Source organism: Pseudolysinimonas kribbensis (genome assembly GCF_030161895.1).
GTDB lineage: Bacteria > Actinomycetota > Actinomycetes > Actinomycetales > Microbacteriaceae > Pseudolysinimonas > Pseudolysinimonas kribbensis.
Map to the genome: position 1 here is coordinate 1739875 of NZ_BSVB01000001.1, position 17360 is coordinate 1757234.

15 protein-coding genes and 4 pseudogenes are annotated in these 17360 nt (G+C 72.0%); 10 read left to right on the top strand and 9 right to left on the bottom strand.

The window, feature by feature from the left end; translation table 11 throughout:
• Positions 1 to 9: 9 nt before the first annotated feature.
• From QQK35_RS09730 to QQK35_RS09760, 7 genes and pseudogenes are all read right to left on the bottom strand, one after another.
• Positions 10 to 957 carry a D-alanine--D-alanine ligase family protein gene (locus QQK35_RS09730; protein ID WP_284253989.1) on the bottom strand — a complete coding sequence of 316 codons (948 nt, stop codon included), beginning with the start codon at positions 955 to 957 and terminating at the stop codon, positions 10 to 12.
• A gap of 16 nt (positions 958 to 973) precedes the next feature.
• Positions 974 to 2283, bottom strand: a pseudogene (locus tag QQK35_RS09735) (aminotransferase-like domain-containing protein).
• A 65-nt stretch (positions 2284 to 2348) separates the two neighbouring features.
• On the bottom strand, positions 2349 to 2672 hold the full coding sequence (gene trxA / locus QQK35_RS09740) for a thioredoxin (protein ID WP_284255667.1): 324 nt from the start codon (positions 2670 to 2672) through the stop codon (positions 2349 to 2351).
• Positions 2673 to 2798: 126 nt separating this feature from the next.
• Positions 2799 to 3716, bottom strand: a pseudogene (gene trxB / locus QQK35_RS09745) (thioredoxin-disulfide reductase); the annotation flags it as partial.
• Between the two features lie 64 nt (positions 3717 to 3780).
• On the bottom strand, positions 3781 to 5478 hold the full coding sequence (murJ, locus tag QQK35_RS09750; protein WP_284253990.1) for a murein biosynthesis integral membrane protein MurJ: 1698 nt from the start codon (positions 5476 to 5478) through the stop codon (positions 3781 to 3783).
• The gene (locus QQK35_RS09755) at positions 5475 to 6671 is read right to left on the bottom strand and encodes a DUF6049 family protein (protein WP_284253991.1); all 1197 of its coding nucleotides are present in this window, start codon (positions 6669 to 6671) and stop codon (positions 5475 to 5477) included. Before QQK35_RS09755 ends, murJ begins: the two co-directional genes overlap by 4 nt.
• Complete coding sequence (locus tag QQK35_RS09760; RefSeq protein WP_284253992.1) at positions 6560 to 7342, bottom strand: P-loop NTPase family protein; 783 nt, start codon at positions 7340 to 7342, stop codon at positions 6560 to 6562. Before QQK35_RS09760 ends, QQK35_RS09755 begins: the two co-directional genes overlap by 112 nt.
• Positions 7343 to 7476: 134 nt before the next feature.
• On the opposite strand from QQK35_RS09760, the pseudogene QQK35_RS09765 reads away from it, so the two are divergent.
• The 8 genes and pseudogenes from QQK35_RS09765 to QQK35_RS09800 all read left to right on the top strand — a co-directional run bounded on the left by QQK35_RS09765 (position 7477) and on the right by QQK35_RS09800 (position 13529).
• A pseudogene (locus QQK35_RS09765) lies at positions 7477 to 8903 on the top strand (CCA tRNA nucleotidyltransferase).
• Positions 8904 to 9045: 142 nt separating this feature from the next.
• Positions 9046 to 9477: a 30S ribosomal protein S6 gene (gene rpsF / locus QQK35_RS09770; RefSeq protein ID WP_425564960.1), complete on the top strand. Its 432-nt coding sequence runs from the start codon at positions 9046 to 9048 to the stop codon at positions 9475 to 9477.
• Positions 9478 to 9480: 3 nt separating this feature from the next.
• Positions 9481 to 10002: a single-stranded DNA-binding protein gene (locus QQK35_RS09775; protein ID WP_284253994.1), complete on the top strand. Its 522-nt coding sequence runs from the start codon at positions 9481 to 9483 to the stop codon at positions 10000 to 10002.
• A gap of 34 nt (positions 10003 to 10036) precedes the next feature.
• On the top strand, positions 10037 to 10294 hold the full coding sequence (rpsR, locus tag QQK35_RS09780) for a 30S ribosomal protein S18 (protein WP_284253995.1): 258 nt from the start codon (positions 10037 to 10039) through the stop codon (positions 10292 to 10294).
• Between the two features lie 9 nt (positions 10295 to 10303).
• Positions 10304 to 10756 (top strand): 50S ribosomal protein L9, encoded by a 453-nt coding sequence (rplI, locus tag QQK35_RS09785; protein WP_284253996.1) that lies wholly within the window; start codon positions 10304 to 10306, stop codon positions 10754 to 10756.
• 428 nt (positions 10757 to 11184) lie between these two features.
• Positions 11185 to 12563: pseudogene (gene dnaB / locus QQK35_RS09790) on the top strand (replicative DNA helicase).
• A gap of 61 nt (positions 12564 to 12624) precedes the next feature.
• A complete protein-coding gene (locus QQK35_RS09795) occupies positions 12625 to 13266 on the top strand; it encodes a DUF308 domain-containing protein (RefSeq protein ID WP_284253997.1) in 642 nt (213 codons plus the stop codon).
• Positions 13263 to 13529, top strand: coding sequence for a hypothetical protein (locus QQK35_RS09800; protein ID WP_284253998.1), 267 nt, complete (start codon positions 13263 to 13265; stop codon positions 13527 to 13529). The genes QQK35_RS09795 and QQK35_RS09800 overlap by 4 nt, the downstream gene beginning before the upstream one ends.
• A 15-nt stretch (positions 13530 to 13544) precedes the next feature.
• Here QQK35_RS09800 and purB read toward each other — a convergent pair whose 3' ends face one another.
• Both purB and QQK35_RS09810 read right to left on the bottom strand, forming a co-directional pair.
• Positions 13545 to 14927, bottom strand: coding sequence for an adenylosuccinate lyase (purB, locus tag QQK35_RS09805; protein WP_284253999.1), 1383 nt, complete (start codon positions 14925 to 14927; stop codon positions 13545 to 13547).
• Positions 14924 to 15445, bottom strand: coding sequence for a low molecular weight protein-tyrosine-phosphatase (locus QQK35_RS09810; RefSeq protein ID WP_284254000.1), 522 nt, complete (start codon positions 15443 to 15445; stop codon positions 14924 to 14926). Before QQK35_RS09810 ends, purB begins: the two co-directional genes overlap by 4 nt.
• A 111-nt stretch (positions 15446 to 15556) precedes the next feature.
• Between QQK35_RS09810 and QQK35_RS09815 the strand changes: the two genes are divergently transcribed.
• Together QQK35_RS09815 and QQK35_RS09820 are read left to right on the top strand one after the other, a co-directional pair.
• Positions 15557 to 15793, top strand: a complete 237-nt coding sequence (locus tag QQK35_RS09815) for a hypothetical protein (protein ID WP_284254001.1) — start codon at positions 15557 to 15559, stop codon at positions 15791 to 15793.
• 169 nt (positions 15794 to 15962) lie between these two features.
• Positions 15963 to 17330: a hypothetical protein gene (locus QQK35_RS09820; RefSeq protein WP_284254002.1), complete on the top strand. Its 1368-nt coding sequence runs from the start codon at positions 15963 to 15965 to the stop codon at positions 17328 to 17330.
• The last annotated feature ends 30 nt before the right edge of the window (positions 17331 to 17360 follow it).

The following is a 17360-nucleotide window of genomic DNA, read 5'->3' on the forward strand; positions in this document are numbered from 1 at the left end:
CCGCGGATGCTACGAGCGGAGTGCTGCGCGCGCGAGCTCCGCGTAGACCCAGCCGAGATCGTGCCCGGCCGCCTCCAGCGCCTGCGGCAGGAGCGAGGTCTCGGTGAGACCCGGCAGCACGTTCGCCTCGAGGAACCAGGCGGTCCCGGCGCCGTCGATGATGAGGTCGACCCGGGAGAGGTGCCGGAGCCCCAGCGCCCGGTGAGCGGTGAGAGCGGCCTCGGTTGCGGCCGCGGCGACGCCCCGGTCGATGCGCGCCGGCACGTAGAAGCGGGTCTCACCCGCGTTGTAGCGGGCCTCGAAGCTGTAGACGCCCGAGAGCGGCTCGATCTCGACCGCCGGCAGGGCGACCGGGCCGTCGCCGGTGTCGATGATGCCGATCGCGATCTCGGTGCCGGTGATCCGCTGCTCGACGAGCGCGACATCCCCATAGGTGTAGGCGTCCACCATCGCGCGCGGCAGCCCGGCGCGGTCCTCGACGATGGTCACGCCCTGCGCCGAGCCGCCGCGCGCGGGCTTGACCACGAGCGGCACCGGGAGCTCGTCGGCGATCGCCTCGAAGACCGCGTTCGCGCCGAGCTCACGGAACGCGTCGCGCCCGAGCGTGATGGACCTCGGGGTGGCGACCCCGGCGCGGGCGACGATCGCCTTGGCGGTCGGCTTGTCCCACGCGAGGCGGGCCGCGTCGGAGAGCGATCCGACGAACGGGATGCCGAGGAACTCCAGCAGCCCGCGCAGGGCGCCGTCCTCCCCGCTCGCGCCGTGCAGGGCGGGCCAGACCACGTCGGGCGGGTCGGCCCGGAGCGCGGCGAGGAGGGTGGCATCCGGATCGACGAGCTCGACGTGCAGCCCGTGCTCGAGGAGGCTGTCGGCGACGCGACGGCCGGAGCGCAGCGACACGTCGCGCTCGTGCGAGATGCCGCCCGCGAGCACGACGACGCGGTGCAGTTCGGTCATGGCGAAGGGCTCCGGGTCAGCCGACGTTGGGCGGCAGCACGCTCTGTCGCTCGGGGTGCGCCGGCAGCGGCTGGGTCTGCGCGAACTCGTTGAGCAGCGTCAGCTCGCCGCTGATGACGGCGGCGAGACGTCGGACGCCCTCGCGGATGAAATCCGGAGTGGGGTAGCAGAACGAGAGCCGCATGGCGTCGCGCCCACCGCCGTCCGCGTAGAAGGCCGTGCCGGGCGTGTACGCCACGAGCTCCTTCACGGCGCGGGGCAGCATCGCTTTCGAGTCCAGCTGCTCGGGCAGGCGCAGCCACACGTAGAACCCGCCGTTCGGCACCGTCCAGCGCAGGCCGGGGAGGTGCTCGGCGAGCGCGGCGAGCATCGCGTCGCGGCGCTCGCGGTAGACGCCGCGGAACGTGTCGATCTGACCGCGCCAGTCGGCCGTGTCGAGGTACTCGGAGATGACGTGCTGCGAGAACGAGCTCGGGGAGAGCACCGCCGCCTCGTTGGCGAGCACGAGCTTCTCGCGGATCGCGTGCGGCGCCAGGGCCCAGCCGACCCGGAGGCCGGGAGCGAGGGTCTTCGAGAACGTGCCCAGATAGACGACGCCGTCCTCCTCGATCGAGCGCATCGCCTGCGGGGGCGCCTGATCGAAGTAGAGCAGTCCGTAGGGGTTGTCCTCGAGCACCAGGATGCCGGCGTCCCGGGCGATCTCGAGCACCTCCATGCGGCGCTGCCAGCTGAGGGTCACGCCCATCGGGTTGTGGAACGACGGCACCGTGTAGAGCAGCTTGATGCGACGGCCCGCCTCGCGAAGACGCACGATCGTCGCGCGCAGGGCCTCGGGCACGAGACCGCCCTCGTCCATCTCGACGTGCACGATCTCGGCCTGGAAGCTCTTGAACACGGTGATCGCCGTGACGTAGCTCGGTCCCTCGGCGATCACGACGTCGCCGGGATCGAGGAAGAGCTTCGCCATCAGCTCGAGCGCGTGCTGCGATCCGGTGGTCACGACGACATCGTCGACGCTGCCCCGGATGCCCTCCAGCGCCATGACCTCGAGGATCTGCTCGCGCAGGCGCGGCATCCCCTGACCCGATCCGTACTGCAGCGCGACCGGACCGTGCTCGCGCACCGTGCGCTCCACGGCGGTCTCGACGAGCTGCCGGGGCAGGGCCGAGACGTACGGCATACCGCCGGCGAGGAGACCACCTCGGGCCGGCTGGCGACGGCGAACAGGGCGCGCACCTCGGAGGCGGCGAGGCCGGCGGTGCGCTCGGCGTAGCTGTCGTACCAGGGGTCGAGGTTGTTGCCCTGCTGCTGGGTCACCCGACCCAGGGTAGCCGCCAACGACCAAACGGCCCCGCCCCCGAGAGGGGACGAGGCCGCCGATGCCGGATTGGCTACGCGAGGAACTCCGCGAGGTCCGCCTCGAGGGCGGGCTTGGGCTTGGCGCCGATGACGGTCTTGACGACCTCGCCGCCCTTGAACACCTTCATCGCGGGGATCGAGGTGATGCCGTACTTCATCGCGGTCTCCGGATTGTCGTCGACGTTGAGCTTGACGATCTGGAGCCTGTCGGAGTTCTCCTCCGCGATCTTGTCGAGGATGGGCGACACCGCGCGACACGGCCCGCACCACTCCGCCCAGAAGTCGACCATGATCGGCTTCTCGGACTGCAGGACGTCGGCCTCGAAGGTCGCGTCGGTCACTTCCTTGGCACTCATCTGTCCTTCTTCCTGAAACGAACCTGCTGAGACAACGCCGCCGGCGGCGTCCGTATTCCGGTCGGCGATCGTCAGGCCGGCACGGCGACGGGAGCCGCCCTCGGCCCGGGCGAGCAGCTCCTTCGGCAGGGCCGCGAGGTAGTGCTCGGCGTCGAGGGCCGCCACGACGCCCGAGCCGGCCGCGGTCGCCGCCTGCTTGTAGGTGGGGTCGATGACGTCGCCCGCCGCGAAGACGCCCGGCAGATTCGTCTTGGAGGTGCGGCCCTGCACGGCGATCGTCCCCTCGGGCGTGAGATCGAGCTGGCCGTGCACGAGGTGCGTGCGCGGGTCGGCGCCGATCGCCACGAACAGACCGCTCACGTCGAGCGTGGTCTCCGACCCGTCGACCGTGTCGACCAGGCCCACGCCGGTGACCTTCTCGTCGCCGTAGATGTGGGCGACCTCCTTGTTCCAGACGAACCGGATCTTCGGATCCGCCTTCGCGCGGTCCTGCATCGCGACGGAGGCGCGCAGCTCGTCGCGACGGTGCACGAGGTACACGACGTCGGCGAACCGGGTGAGGAAGGTGGCCTCCTCGAGCGCCGAGTCGCCGCCGCCCACGACCGCGACCTTCTTCTGGCGGAAGAACGCGCCGTCACAGGTGGCGCACCACGAGACGCCGTAGCCCGAGAGCCGCGTCTCGTCCTCGAGACCCAGCTTGCGATACGCCGACCCCGTCGCATAGATGACGGTCAGCGCCTCGTGCACGTCGCCGTTGCCGAGCTTCACGGTCTTGACCTCGCCCGCGAGCGAGAGCTCCACGACATCGTCGTAGACGATCTCGGCGCCGAACCGCTCGGCCTGGTTCTGCATCTGGATCATGAGGTCCGGCCCCATGATGCCGTCGGGGAAGCCGGGGAAGTTCTCGACCTCGGTCGTCTTCATGAGCTCGCCGCCGAAGTCGACCGAGCTCGCGATCACGAGCGGCTTGAGATTCGCGCGCGCGGCGTAGATCGCCGCCGTGTAGCCAGCCGGGCCCGAGCCGATGATGATGACCTGCCGCATGGAAGCCTCCGTAGTGCTGGGGAGTACAACACATCGTAGGCACGGGATGTTCCCGCGCCCCGGCTCATCCCCGGCGCAGGATCCGGCGCACCGGCGCGAGCAGGTCGCGCAGCTCGGGCACCCGGAGCGCCGCGAGCACGGCGAGGTACACGAGGGCGGTGACCCCGCCGACGACGAGGACGCTCACGAAGGCTGCACCCCGTGAGGCGGCGGTGAATCCGAGACCGGCGGCGAATCCGTGACCCGCGGCGATCCCCTGCGACAGGTCGAGGCCGCCCAGCGCAGCGAGCACGGCCAGGCCGACCAGCGCGGCCGGGATGGTGGCGAGCGCGAACACGCCGAGACGGCGCAGCAGCCGACCGCCGTCGATCCCGCCCATCCGGCGCCGCAGCACGAGGGCGGAGACGAGCGTCTGCACGAAGCCCGCGACCGTCGTCGCGAGCGCGATGCCGGCCGCGACCCACTCGCCCGGCGCCGCGAGCATCGTGCATGCCAGCCCGCAGAACAGCACGCCCTGCAGCAGCTGGATCCAGAACGGCGTGCGGGTGTCGGCGAGGGCGAAGAACGCGCGCTGCAGCACGTACAGGATGCCGAACGGCACGAGCCCGGGCAGGTACCCAAGCAGCACGAAGGCGGTGCCGGTGAGCTCGCCGCGGGTGTGCGAGAAGAAGGCGGCGAACGGGACGGCGGCGACCGCGAGCGCGACCGCGGCGCCCGTCACGAGCAGGCCGATCTGCCGCAGCGACGCCGAGACATCCGCGCGCATGTCGGCGAGGCGTCCGTCGCGGGCGTGGGCGCTCATCCGGCTGTAGTAGGCGGTCGCGATCGACAGGGCGATGATCGAGTGCGGCAGCACGTAGATGAGCCACGCCGTCTTCAGGACCGCGGCGGACGCGTCGTCTGCTCCCGCGGTCAGCGCGATGTTGGTCTGCACGATGCCCGCGACCAGGCTGATGAGCACCATGCCGAAGGTCCACGCGCCGATCCGGCCCACCGTGCCGAGCCCGCGCCAGCGGAAGTCGATGCGGAATCGCAGGCCCGTGCGACGCCAGAAGAACGCGAGTGCGATGCACTGCACGATCACCCCGAGCGTGGCGCCGCCGGCGAGGACGGCGACCTGCGCGGGCGTCCAGGTGCCGGCCGTTCGCTCGACGTGGTCGTTGCCGAACAGCGCCCAGAACAGCACGAGGCTCGCGATGACGACGATGTTGTTGATCGCCGGCACCCACGTGACCGGCCCGAAGACCCCGCGGGCGTTCAGCACCTCGCCGAGCAGGGCGAAGAGGGCGTAGAAGAACAGCTGCGGCAGGCACCAGAACGACATCGCCAGGGTGAGCTGTACGCCGGCGCCGGCGAGCGCGTTGCCGCCGCCGCCCGCGGTGTAGATCCCGACGAGCACGGGCGCCAGCCCGACGGCGACGAGCGTGACGACGAGGAACGCGGTGGTCCCGAGCGTGATCAACCGGCTGACGAACACGTCACCGCCGTCGGCGTGGCGGGCGGCGCGGACGATCGCCGGCACCAGGGTCGCGCTGAGGAGTCCGCCGGAGACGAGCGGCAGGATGTTGTTGGGCAGCGTGTTCGCGACGGCGAAGGCGTTCGCGCCCTGGTTGTTCAGACCGATGACGGTGGTCAGCGCGAAGGCGCTCAGGAACCCCAGCACGCGCGACACGATCGTGCCGGAGGCGAGCAGCGCCGAGGCACGGCCCATGCGCGCGGGCGGCGCCGCCGGGGAGCCCGGAAGCGGGGGCGGGGCGGTCACGTCCGGGACCCGGGGTCGTGGGGCGCGGCATCCGGAGCGGCGTCCGTGGCAGGGCCGTCGCCCGGGTCGTCGTCGCCCGGGGCCTTGTCGTCGTTGTCGACGCTCGCCGCACGGTTCCGGCGGCGCCGCAGCACCTGGCGCACGATGCCGCCGCCGAAGACCAGCGCGAGCAGCACGACGATCACCCCGGTGCCGATGCCCTCCCACGACGGGCGGAGGTTGACCGTCATCGTGTCGCGCGCCCCGATCGCCACCGAGGGATCCGCGGCACTGTGCAGGGAGATGGTCGCGAGCACGGTTCCCGGACTGATCGCCTGGGCGGGCACCAGGGCGCGGGCGGTCGCATCCGGCTCGATCTTGAGCTGGACATCGGCGCCGCCGACGTGCAGGGTCGCCCGGCGGGGTGCGACGTTCACGAGCACCGTGACCGGCACCGACAGCGCGTTGCTGACGGTCACCGGGATGGTCGTATTGGCGGCCGTGACCAGCACGCTGCTGCCGTGGACGATCTTCACCTTCGCGAGCAGAGCGGACGATGACGCGAGGTAGCTCTGCAGGCGCTCGGCCCATCCGGTGGCCGACTCGACCCACGCGACCGACATGGTCGACAGCAGCTGGAGTCGCCGTGGTGCGGTGATCTTCGTGGCCTGGTCCCCGGCGATGGTGGCGAACGCCGCTTCGGGGGCGACGGTGCCGACCACCTCGCCCACGAGTGCGGCGCCGGCGGCGGGCACCGATCCGTCGACGACCTTCGCATCGGCGGCCGGGCCGGCGAGCACCGCCGCCAGCCCGACGGACTGCGCCGAGGACTCCTGGTCGATGTTCTGCAGCAGCTCGTGCACATGCGTGGCGCCGACCGACCACCCGCGGTCCAGCGTCGCGATCACCGACCGGCCCGGGGCGACCGCGGCCATGCCGTCGAGCGCGGTGTCGAGGCGCTGCAGGCCCTGCTGGAGCGCGGCGTCGCCGAGCGACTCGACCGCCTGCCGGGCGATCTCGCTGAGCCCGTCGTCGCTGATCAGACCGTCGATCCCGTCGAGCCGCACCCGTGCCGTCGTCGTCGCCGACACGTTGCGCGAGCTCAGCAGGACCGAGTGGAACCCGGCGTCGCGCAGCGGACCGAGGTCGGCGGTCGAGACGGTTCCGGGCGCGGGCCACGCGACATCGGTCGTGACGTAGTCGCCCGCGAGCACGTCGGCATCCGTCGGGAGGGGCGGGGGCCAGCGGGGGTCGTCGGCGTCGCGTGCGGCGCCGGTCCGCCGCTCGGGCTCCCGCTCGGCGTCGGCGTCGCGGAGGGCGATGCCGCCGGCCCGAAGCGGCCCGGGTCGATCGCGAACCGGAAGTCGAGCTGGTCGAGCAGCGCCAGGCCCCCGGTGGCGTGGGCGAGGACTCCGGGATCGGCGTCGGCGTATGCCAGCGGGAACATCTCGTTCGGCAGCGCCTCGAGGCGCTCGAGCCAGGCGCGCGCGGACGCCGGCGCCGCCGTGCCGAGCACCCGGATCGACGCGACGATCATCGGATCGATCGCCAGCACGGCGGCGGTGCCGCTGACAGCGTCGAGCTGGCGGGTGAGCACGCCGGCCGGGCCCGTGTCGGTGGCGAGCGTGTCGGCGGAGATGAGGCCGGTTCCGCGGGTGCTCGACGGCATCGTGATCGGCACGATCACCGCGATCGAGACCGGTCCCGTGCCCGGCGTGAGGGTGCGCCCGGATGCCAGCTCGGCCGGGGAGGAGCCCGAGGGATCGTCGCCCGCGGCACCCGATCGCAGGCCCGCGGCCGTGGCGGGTCCGAGACCGCCGAGCGCGGCGACGAGGACGCCGGCGGCGGCGAGGCCGGCGACCCAGGATCGGCCGGCACCGCGCATCAGGCGCACGCCTGAGCCGTTCCGAGCGCCGGGGACATGACCCCGATTGTAGGAGTCGCGCCTCGCGCGGACCTCCGCTGCAGGGGTGGGCGCCGCTCGCGATCGGCCTCGCCCGCTGTGGGAGCATGGAGGCCATGCTGAGCGTCGCGGCGGCCGTGGAGCGGTTGCGGGGGCTGGCATCCACCCCGGAACTCGCCGGGTTGTCCCACGCTTTCTCCGCGGCCGGGCAGGAGCTCGCCCTCGTCGGCGGTTCGGTGCGCGACGCGTTCCTGGACCGCGAGCTGTCGGATCTGGACCTCACGACGTCGGCTCGGCCCGACGAGATCCTCGCGATCGTCGCGCCGCTCGCCGACGCGCACTGGGACGTCGGCCGCGAGTTCGGCACCATCGGCGCGCGCCTCGGCGGCGCGACCGTCGAGATCACGACCTATCGCAGCGACGCCTACTCGGGCGAGTCCCGCAAGCCGGTCGTCGCCTTCGGCGACACGCTCGAGGGCGACCTCGTGCGCCGCGACTTCACCATGAACGCGATGGCGCTCGTGCTCGCGCCCGGCCCGGAGCCGCGGCTGGTCGACCCGACCGGCGGCCTCGACGACCTGCTCGCCGGCCGGCTGCGCACGCCGTCGCCGCCGGAGGTCTCGTTCGGCGACGACCCGCTGCGGATGATGCGCGCGGCGCGATTCGCGGCGCAGCTCGGCGCGCAGCTCGACCCGGAGGCGTTCGCGGCCGCCCAGCGCCTGGCGGATCGCATCGGGATCGTCTCGGCGGAGCGGGTGCGCGACGAGCTCACCAAGCTGCTGCTCAGCTCGCGGCCCGTGACCGGCATCCGGCTGCTCGTCGACACCGGGCTCGCCGACCTCGTACTGCCCGAGGTTCCGGCCCTGCGGCTCGAGATCGACGAGCACGCCCGGCACAAGGACGTCTACGAGCACAGCCTCACGGCGCTCGAGCAGGCGATCGAGCTCGAGCGCGCCCGCGGGCACGCCCCCGACCTGGTGCTGCGGCTCGCGGTGCTGATGCACGACATCGGCAAGCCGGCGACCCGGGTGATCGAGCCGGGGGAGCGGTCAGCTTCCACCACCACGACGCGCTCGGCGCCCGGATGGCGGCGAAGCGACTGCGCGAGCTGCGTTTCGACAACGCCGTCGTCAAGGCCGTCTCGGAGCTCATCCGGCTGCACCTGCGCTTCTTCGGCTACGCGGACGGTGCGTGGACCGACTCCGCGGTGCGTCGTTACGTGCGGGATGCCGGCCCCCTCCTCGAACGGCTGCACATCCTCTCGCGCGCCGACGTGACGACCCGCAACCGCCGCAAGGCCGACCGGCTCGGCTTCGCCTACGACGACCTCGAGGAGCGGATCGCGGCGCTCGCCGAGGAGGAGGAGCTGGCGGCGATCCGGCCCGATCTGGACGGCGAAGCGATCATGCGGATCCTGGACCTCGGGCCGGGGCCTGTCATCGGTCAGGCGTACCGATTTCTCCTCGAGACCCGCCTGGACGAGGGTCCGCTCGACCCCGCGGAGGCGGAGCGCCGCCTTCGCGCGTGGTACTCGGCTCGCTAACACCGCGCTCGGGCGCCTATACTCGACAGGTTGTCCGCCGGGCTCCGCCCGCGCCGGACCGTGTCAATACCCTCCTGCTGCAGATCGTCTGCAGCCGTTCTAGTCCAGAGGAGGTGGGTTAGTGACGCACCAGTACGAGTTGATGGTCATCCTCGATCCCGAGATCGATGAGCGCACCGTCGCCCCCAGCCTGGATCGGTTCCTCAACGTCATCCGCAACGATGGCGGCACGATCGACAACGTCGACATCTGGGGACGCCGCCGGTTGGCCTATGAGATCCAGAAGAAGAGCGAGGGCATCTACGCCGTCGTCAACTTCACCGCGGAGTCCGCGGCGACCCAGGAGCTCGACCGTCAGCTGAAGCTGTCCGAGGCCGTGCTGCGCACGAAGGTGCTGCGCGCCGAGGAGGCCGTGGCCCGCGTGGCCGCGCACGCCGCCGACGAGGCCAAGCGCGCCGAGCGCAAGGCCGCCGCCGCCGCGAAGGCGCCGGCCAAGGCCGCCGCCGAGGCGCCCGCCGCACCGGTCGCGCCCGCGGCGCCCGCCGCAGCCGCCGCGGACGAGAAGGCCGAGTAGGCCATGGCGGGCGAGACGATCATCACCGTCGTGGGCAACCTGACGGCCGACCCCGAGCTGCGCTACACGCAGGGCGGGCTCGCCGTCGCCAACTTCACGATCGCATCCACGCCGCGCACGTTCGACCGCCAGGCCAACGAGTGGAAGGACGGCGAAGCGCTGTTCCTCCGCGCGTCCTGCTGGCGCGACTTCGCGGAGCACGTGGCCGGCTCGCTGACGAAGGGCAGCCGCGTCGTCGCGACCGGCCGCCTCCGGCAGCGCTCCTACGACGACCGCGACGGCAACAAGCGCACCGCGATCGAGCTCGAGGTCGACGAGATCGGACCGAGCCTGCGCTACGCGACCGCGCAGGTGACGCGCACCTCGGGCGGCTCCGGTGGCGGCGCGGGTGGCGCGGCCGGCGGCGGACGCCCGCAGGGCGCGGTCGCCGACGAGCCGTGGGCCGCGAGCGGCTCGACCGGCGGAGGCTCCGACGACGTGTGGAGCACGCCCGGCGCGAACTACAACGACGAGACCCCGTTCTGATCCGCGGATCAGGGCAGAGAGAAAGCAACAGCACATGCCAGGTAAGAGCACCGGGGATCGCCGCAAGCGCGTTCCCAAGGGCGGCAAGAACGCCGCTCCGGCGAAGTCCATCAAGGTCGGCGTGATCGACTACAAGGACGTCGCGACCCTTCGCAAGTTCGTCTCGGAGCGCGGCAAGATCCGCGCCCGTCGCATCACCGGCGTCTCCGTGCAGGAGCAGCGTCTCATCGCCCGCGCGGTCAAGAACGCGCGCGAGATGGCGCTCCTTCCGTACGCGGGCTCGGGACGATAGGAGATACGGATGTCGAAGCTCATCCTCACCTCCGAGGTCTCCGGCCTGGGTTCGGCCGGTGACGTCGTCGAGGTCAAGAACGGGTACGCCCGCAACTACCTCATCCCGCAGGGCTTCGCCGTGGCCTGGAGCCGCGGCGGGGAGAAGCAGATCGACCAGATCAAGGCGGCCCGCGCCGCGCGCGAGCTGGCGACCCTCGAGGAGGCCCAGTCGCTCAAGGCCAAGCTCGAGGACACGACCGTCAGGCTGACCGTCAAGGCCGGTCGCGAGGGGCGCCTGTTCGGCTCGGTGAAGACCGAGGACATCGCCGATGCGGTGTCGGCTGCCGGTATCGGCAGCATCGACAAGCGGACCATCGAGCTCGCCGCACCCATCAAGGCCGTCGGCCGGCACGAGGCGTCGGTGCGTCTGCGGGAGGACGTCGTCGCCGCCATCACCCTCGACGTGGTGGCCGCGAAGTAGACCCGTCACATCGCGAGCGGCGTCCCCCATCCGGGGGACGCCGCTCTGCACTTTCGGCGTCGTCCGGAGCTCACCCGTCCACAGCCGACTTGTCAAGAGGCAAAGCTTCAAGCGGCGGTGTAGGCCTCTTTCTCCACACAGGGGGAGAACGGCGAAATGCCTGGTCAGACAGGTGTGAACACGAACAGATCGCCGAGTTCCCACAGCTGAGTCCACATCTTCTTCACACGACGTGCGGCGTTTCGCGCCGATTCTGCACAGATCTATCCACAGGGTCGGCTTGTCCCCCTCGCCCGCGCCTCCCTACGTTGAGGCGTCGCCGATCAGGTCGACCTCCCGCGGGGGCGGGATCGCCGAGCGCGCCCCCGTGTGTCGGTCGTCGCTGGGATGGTCGGTGGCGTCAGCATGAGCTCAGGAGGGAACGCCCGATGTCGATCGCCCATCTCGGTCTTGCCGGTGACCGGGGGAGCGCGCCGAGCGCGAGGCCTGGCAGGGCGAGCGGACGCCGCCGCACGACCTGCTCGCCGAGCAGAGCGCTCTGGGCGGCATGCTGCTCAGCAAGGACGCGGTGGCCGACGTCATCGAGACCGTCCGCGGCGTCGACTTCTACATCCCGAAGCACGAGCTCGTCTACGACGCGATCCTGACCCTGTACTCGCACGGCGAGCCCACCGACGTCATCACCGTCACCGATGAGCTCACCAAGAGCGGGGAGTTGCAGCGCGCCGGCGGAGCCGAGTACCTGCACACGCTCACGGCCCTCGTGCCGACCGCCGCCAACGCCGGCTTCTACGCATCGATCGTCGCCGAGAAGGCGGTGCTGCGCCGCCTGGTGGAGGCGGGCACGCGCATCGTGCAGATGGGTTACGCCAGCGAGGAGGTCGTCGATCTCGTCAACAACGCCCAGGCGGAGATCTACGGCGTGACCGGCGGCGTCGAGGCCGAGGACTACGTGCCGCTCGTCGACGCGATCCAGACCGCGGTCGACGAGATCGAGCTGGCGAGCGGACGCGACGGCGAGATGGCGGGGGTGCCCACCGGGTTCGCGGACCTCGACGAGCTGACCAACGGCCTGCACGGCGGCCAGCTGATCATCGTCGCCGCCCGCCCCGGACTCGGCAAGTCGACGCTCGCACTCGACTTCGCGCGGTCGGCCACCATCACGAAGAAGATGCCGACCCTGTTCTTCTCGCTCGAGATGGGGCGCAGCGAGATCGCGACGCGCCTGCTCGCGGCCGAGTCCTCCATCCCGATGCACACGTTGCGCAAGGGCAACATGGACCCGCGCGACTGGGCGCGGCTGGCCAACACGCGCGGAGAGATCGCCGACGCGCCGCTGTTCATCGACGACAGCCCCAACATGACGCTCGTCGAGATCCGGGCCAAATGCCGGCGCCTCAGCCAGCGCGTCGGACTCAAGCTCGTCATCATCGACTACCTGCAGCTCATGACCTCGGGCAAGAAGGTCGAGAACCGCCAGCAGGAGGTCAGCGAGTTCTCGCGGGCGCTCAAGCTGCTGGCCAAGGAGCTCGACGTGCCGGTCGTCGCGCTCTCGCAGCTCAACCGCAACGCCGAGGCGCGCGCCGACAAGAAGCCCGCGCTGTCCGACCTGCGTGAATCGGGCTCGCTCGAGCAGGACGCCGACATCGTGATCCTGCTGCACCGCGAGACCGGCCTCGAGCGCGACGACCCGCGCGCCGGCGAGGCCGACCTCATCGTGGCGAAGCACCGCAACGGCCGGCAGGACACCATCTCCGTGGCGTTCAGCGGCATGTACTCGCGCTTCAGCGACATGTCGCGGGTCTAGAGCACCGGGACGCCCGGCCTCGCGGCCGACCCCCAGCGGCACGTCCGTACACTTGAGGATCGTGTCCGCCGCGCCCGCCGTCGCCCCGCATCGGCCGCGCGTCGCGGCGTGGATGCTGACGGCCGCCCGTGCCGCCCTCGCGCTCGTCCTCGGGCTGGCGATCACCTTCACCGGAGGGCACTCCGCCCGGTTCGGACTGGTGGCGTTCGGCGTCTTCGGCGTCGTCGCGGGCCTCCTGCTCCTGGCCGGCGCGCTCCTGGTGCTGCGTCGCGCGGTGCGCGGAACCTTCCTCGTCCAGGCGGCGGTCACGCTCGTGGCCGGGATCTCGGGTCTCGTGGCGCTGTCGTCGGCCGCGGGCGGCGGCGACGTGATCGCGCTCGTCGGGATCGTCAGCGCGTTCGGCATCCTGACCGGCGCCCTGGAGCTCGTGGCGGGGCTGCGCGCGCGCCGCGTCGACCGCGGGGCGCGGGACTGGGTCCTGACCGGTGCCCTCACGCTGGCGCTCGGTCTCGCGTTCCTGGTGGTCCCGCCGGGCTACCGCGAGAGCCTCGGCGGCATCGAACGGATCACCGGCACCCTGACCGCCTCGGTCGTGCTGGTCGGGCTCCTCGGCGCCTGGGGGATCGTCGTGGGGGTCCTGCAGGGCATCTCCGCGGTGTCGCTGCGAACCCCGGTCGAACCGGAGGAGGAGGACCGCACGTGAATGCGAAACCGAGTCTGGGCACGCGTCTGCGCCCCGCCGAGCTCGTGGTCGTGGCCGCGATCATCGGCGTCTTCGTCGGCGCGATCGTCGTCATGGGCACCCGTGAGTGGCTCACCGCCCTCGAATGGGCCGGTATCGCGTTCGTGGTCGCCCTCGTGGTGACGGCGATGCTGCTGCTGGCCGTCGTGCCGAAGGACGAGCGACCGGATGCCGAGCACGGCGACGACGAGCACCGCGACGACGAGCGCCCCAGCGGGCACTGACCGCGGCGTGCGTCGTCACTCGAGGTGGTCGACGAGCCTCTCGGCGATCCCGGTGTAGGTCGCGGGGGTGAGGGCGAGCAGGCGCTGCTTCGCGACGTCCCCGATGTCGAGACGCTCGACGAACGCGCGCAGCTCCTCGGCGGTCAGGCGGTGCCCGCGCGTGAGGTCCTTGAGCAGGGCGTAGGGATCCGAGATCGTGCTGCGTCCGGCGACGACCTCGGCCCGGATCACGGTCTGGATCGCCTCCGCCAGCACCTCCTGGTTGACGTCGAGGTCGGCGGCCAGCGCCTCCCGGTCGACGGCGACCTCGCCGAGCCCGCGGGCGAGGTTGTCGAGCGCGAGGAGCGAGTGGCCGAGCGCGACGCCGACGTTGCGCTGCGTCGTGGAGTCGGTGAGGTCGCGCTGCATCCGGCTGGTGACGAGCGTCGCGGCGAGCGAGTTGAGCAGCGCGGTCGAGAGCTCGAGGTTGGCCTCGGCGTTCTCGAAGCGGATCGGGTTGATCTTGTGCGGCATCGTCGACGACCCGGTCGCCCCGGCCTGCGGGATCTGCGAGAGGTAGCCCATCGAGATGTAGGTCCACACGTCGGTGCAGAGGTTGTGCAGGATCCGGTTGGCGTGGGCGATCGCGGCATAGAGCTCGGCCTGCCAGTCGTGCGACTCGATCTGGGTGGTGAGAGGGTTCCACACGAGCCCGAGACCGGTGACGAACGCGTGCGAGATCGACTCCCAGTCGGCATCCGGATCGGCGGCGACGTGGGCCGCGTAGTCGCCGGTCGCGCCGTTGAACTTGCCGAGGATCTCGATGTCGTCGATGCGGTCGAGCGCGCGCGCGAGCCGCGCCGCGAAGACGGCGAGCTCCTTGCCGAAGGTCGTCGGGGTCGCGGGCTGTCCGTGGGTGTGGGCGAGCATCGGCGTCGCCCGCTCGGCACGGGCGCGCTCCTCGATCGCGGCGAGCACCTCCTGCGCCCGGGGCAGCCACACCTCGTGCACTGCGGCGCCGATCGTCAGGGCGTAGGCGAGGTTGTTGATGTCCTCGCTCGTGCACGCGAAGTGGGTGAGCTCGGCGACGCGGTCGAGACCGAGCTCGGCGAGCCGGGCGCGCACCAGGTACTCGACCGCCTTGACGTCGTGCCGGGTGGTCGCCTCGAGGCGGGCGAGTTCCCGGATCTCGGGCTCGCCGAATCCGGACGCGAACTCCCGCAGCGCCGCGGCCTGCGCGTCGTCGAGCGGCGCGGCACCGAACATGCGGCGCTCGGCGAGGGCGATGAGCCATTCGACCTCGACGTGCACGCGCGCCCGGTTCAGGGCGGCCTCGGAGAGGTGCTCCCCGATCCCGCCCACCGCCGCCCGGTAGCGTCCGTCGAGCGGGCTGATCGGCTGCGGAGGAAGCGGGCTCATGAGACTCCCTGTCGGATTCCGGGCTCGAGCTGCCGGAACAGCGCGAACGTCGCGCGCTCGATCATCGTGAGCACGCCGTCGAACATCGCCGCATCGGAGTAGTACGGATCCGGCACGTCCATCGTGCCCGATCCATCGGGGTCGAACGTCATCAGCAGCTGCACCTTGCCCTGGTCGAGGTCGCTCGTCGCCCAGCCGCGCAGGATGCGCTCCTGGCCGCGGTCGAAGGCCAGCACGAGATCGTGCTGGGCGAACTCGTCGACCTCGAACTGCCGGGCCCGATGCGACGACGCGTCGTAGCCGCGGGCCGCGAGCGCGGCGATCGTGCGTGCGTCGGCACGCTCGCCGACGTGCCAATCGCCGGTCGACGCGGACGTGACCTGCAGCCGCTGCTCGTAGCCGTGCGACGTGATGAGCGAGCGCAGCACCGCCTCGGCCATGGGCGACCGGCAGATGTTGCCCGTGCACACGAAGCACACGCGGAAGGCGGCGATCGGGTCGCCGTCGCGGGTGCGCATCCCCATCTTCGCGGGGGCGGACTCCCCTGCACAGCATCCGGACCCGCGCCGTGCTCCCCGCATCGGGTCCCGCGCGGCCCGGCGGGGTGCTCCGCTCGCCACGATCGAGCCATGGTCATCCCGCTTCCGTCCGAACCGGACGCACGTGCCGAGCTCTTCCGACTTCTCTCACCCGTGGTCGACGACGTGGCGGCGGCGGTCGTCGACCCGCCCCGCGTGGCGAGCGGCGACTGGCTCGGACCGGCGTCACAGGCGTGCGATCAGCTCCAATCCGAGCTGCGCGGGCGGCTGACCGTGCTGCTCGGCGAGCTGGATCGCGCCCGCGCGCGGGTGTCGGGGGCATCGTGATCCCGCCGCCTCCCTCGCCGGACCACGCGACGTCGCCGCTCACGCCGGTGCGGCCCGCGGACCCGGGGCCGGATCGACTGCTGCCCCCGCTGGCGCCCGGCACGAACCAGCCGCCGCCTCCCGATGCGTCGCACTTCGCGCCGACGCCGCAGCTCGGGGTCCGCTCGTCGTGACCGCGGCCGGTTCGACGACCGTCGCGACGGATGGGATGCGGGCCGCCATCGCCCAGGCGGCCGCGCTGACCTCGCGGTTGCGGCACGGCCTCGCCGCCATCCATCGCGCCGAGCTCGTGCCCCACGCCCCGCCGCTGGGCGCCGTGGAGCAGGCCCTGCGCGCCGCCATCTCGACGGCCGAGCGGCTGCACGACGGGCTCACGCGTGCCGTCGAGCGCTACAGCGCCGCGAGCCGTGATGCCAACGGTCTGTTCGACGCACTCGCGGGCGTCGGCGGTGCCCTGCTCGGCACCCAGCTCCGGATGGGCGCCCTCTTCGGCGGCCCGGCGCTCGTGCTCGGCGCCCTGGCCGGGATCGCCGGCGGCGAGGCGCTCACCGGACGCAAGCTCGACCCGGCGGCCCTCGCGCGATTCCTCGAGCAGCACCCGCAGCTGACCGGCAATCCGACCTTCGTCGCGGCGGTGCGCGGAGTGGCGGACGGCATGGACGAGGGCATGCTGACCGCCGCCGGCGTCCCGCCGGTGATCGCGGTCGCGCTCGGCGCGACCGGACGGACCGGTATGGCGACGAGTGCCGACGCCCTGATGGCGATCGGCCCACGGCTCGGGCTGCTCGAGGAGTCGCCCGTCGACGTGCAGCGGGTCGACCGGCAACGGGTCGACACGGCACCCTCCGGCGCGACGCAGCGGCTGGAGCGGGTGCCGGAGGGCGACCAGGTGCGCATCGAGCGGTACACGGCGCCGGGATCGCCGGATCGGTTCGTCGTCTACGTCGGACCGACCGAGACCTTCGACCCGCGGCCGGAGGGCGAGCCGTGGGACATGGCGAGCAACGTCGGCGGCGTCGGCGGGGAGGACGTCGCCTCGATCCGCGCCACCGAGCTCGCCATGAGGGATGCGGGGATCACCGACGCCAGCCAGGTGCAGCTCGTCGGGTTCTCGCAGGGCGGGATGGTCGCGGCCCGCATCGCGGCGGATGGCGACTGGAACGCCGTGGGCCTGCAGACCTTCGGCGCACCGTCGGGCAACGTGGTGCTGCCGGACGGCGTCCAGGGCATGGCGGTGCGCAACCGGGAGGACTTCATCCCGGCGCTGGCCGGACCGCAGACCGATCACCATCTGCTGCAGGTGGAGCGCACGGTGTATGCGGATCCGTCGACGATGCCCACCGATCAGGCGGCGCCGGGCCATCAGCGGGTCGCCTACGCCGCGACGGCACAGGCGATCGACGCGGCCCGCTCCGAGGACGTGCGCGCCCAGTCCCGGGCTCTCGACGACTTCGCCGGCGACTACGCCCGGCGGCCGGGATCGACCATCACGGCATCCCTTTATCACGCCGTCCGACGCGACGGGAGCGGAGGATGACCGGCGGCGAGGCTCAGCGCCGCTCGACCG

What these genes read in the sequence shown, in the direction of transcription:
- rpsF (WP_425564960.1), top strand. Translation starts at nt 9,046, where the DNA reads ATGGTCATCCTCGATCCCGAGATCGATGAGCGCACCGTCGCCCCCAGC.
- rplI (WP_284253996.1), top strand. Translation starts at nt 10,304, where the DNA reads ATGTCGAAGCTCATCCTCACCTCCGAGGTCTCCGGCCTGGGTTCGGCC.
- QQK35_RS09730 (WP_284253989.1), bottom strand. Translation starts at nt 957, where the DNA reads ATGACCGAACTGCACCGCGTCGTCGTGCTCGCGGGCGGCATCTCGCAC.
- purB (WP_284253999.1), bottom strand. Translation starts at nt 14,927, where the DNA reads ATGAGCCCGCTTCCTCCGCAGCCGATCAGCCCGCTCGACGGACGCTAC.
- QQK35_RS09810 (WP_284254000.1), bottom strand. Translation starts at nt 15,445, where the DNA reads ATGCGCACCCGCGACGGCGACCCGATCGCCGCCTTCCGCGTGTGCTTC.
- QQK35_RS09760 (WP_284253992.1), bottom strand. Translation starts at nt 7,342, where the DNA reads ATGCGCGGTGCCGGCCGATCCTGGGTCGCCGGCCTCGCCGCCGCCGGC.
- QQK35_RS09775 (WP_284253994.1), top strand. Translation starts at nt 9,481, where the DNA reads ATGGCGGGCGAGACGATCATCACCGTCGTGGGCAACCTGACGGCCGAC.
- rpsR (WP_284253995.1), top strand. Translation starts at nt 10,037, where the DNA reads ATGCCAGGTAAGAGCACCGGGGATCGCCGCAAGCGCGTTCCCAAGGGC.
- QQK35_RS09815 (WP_284254001.1), top strand. Translation starts at nt 15,557, where the DNA reads ATGGTCATCCCGCTTCCGTCCGAACCGGACGCACGTGCCGAGCTCTTC.
- trxA (WP_284255667.1), bottom strand. Translation starts at nt 2,672, where the DNA reads ATGAGTGCCAAGGAAGTGACCGACGCGACCTTCGAGGCCGACGTCCTG.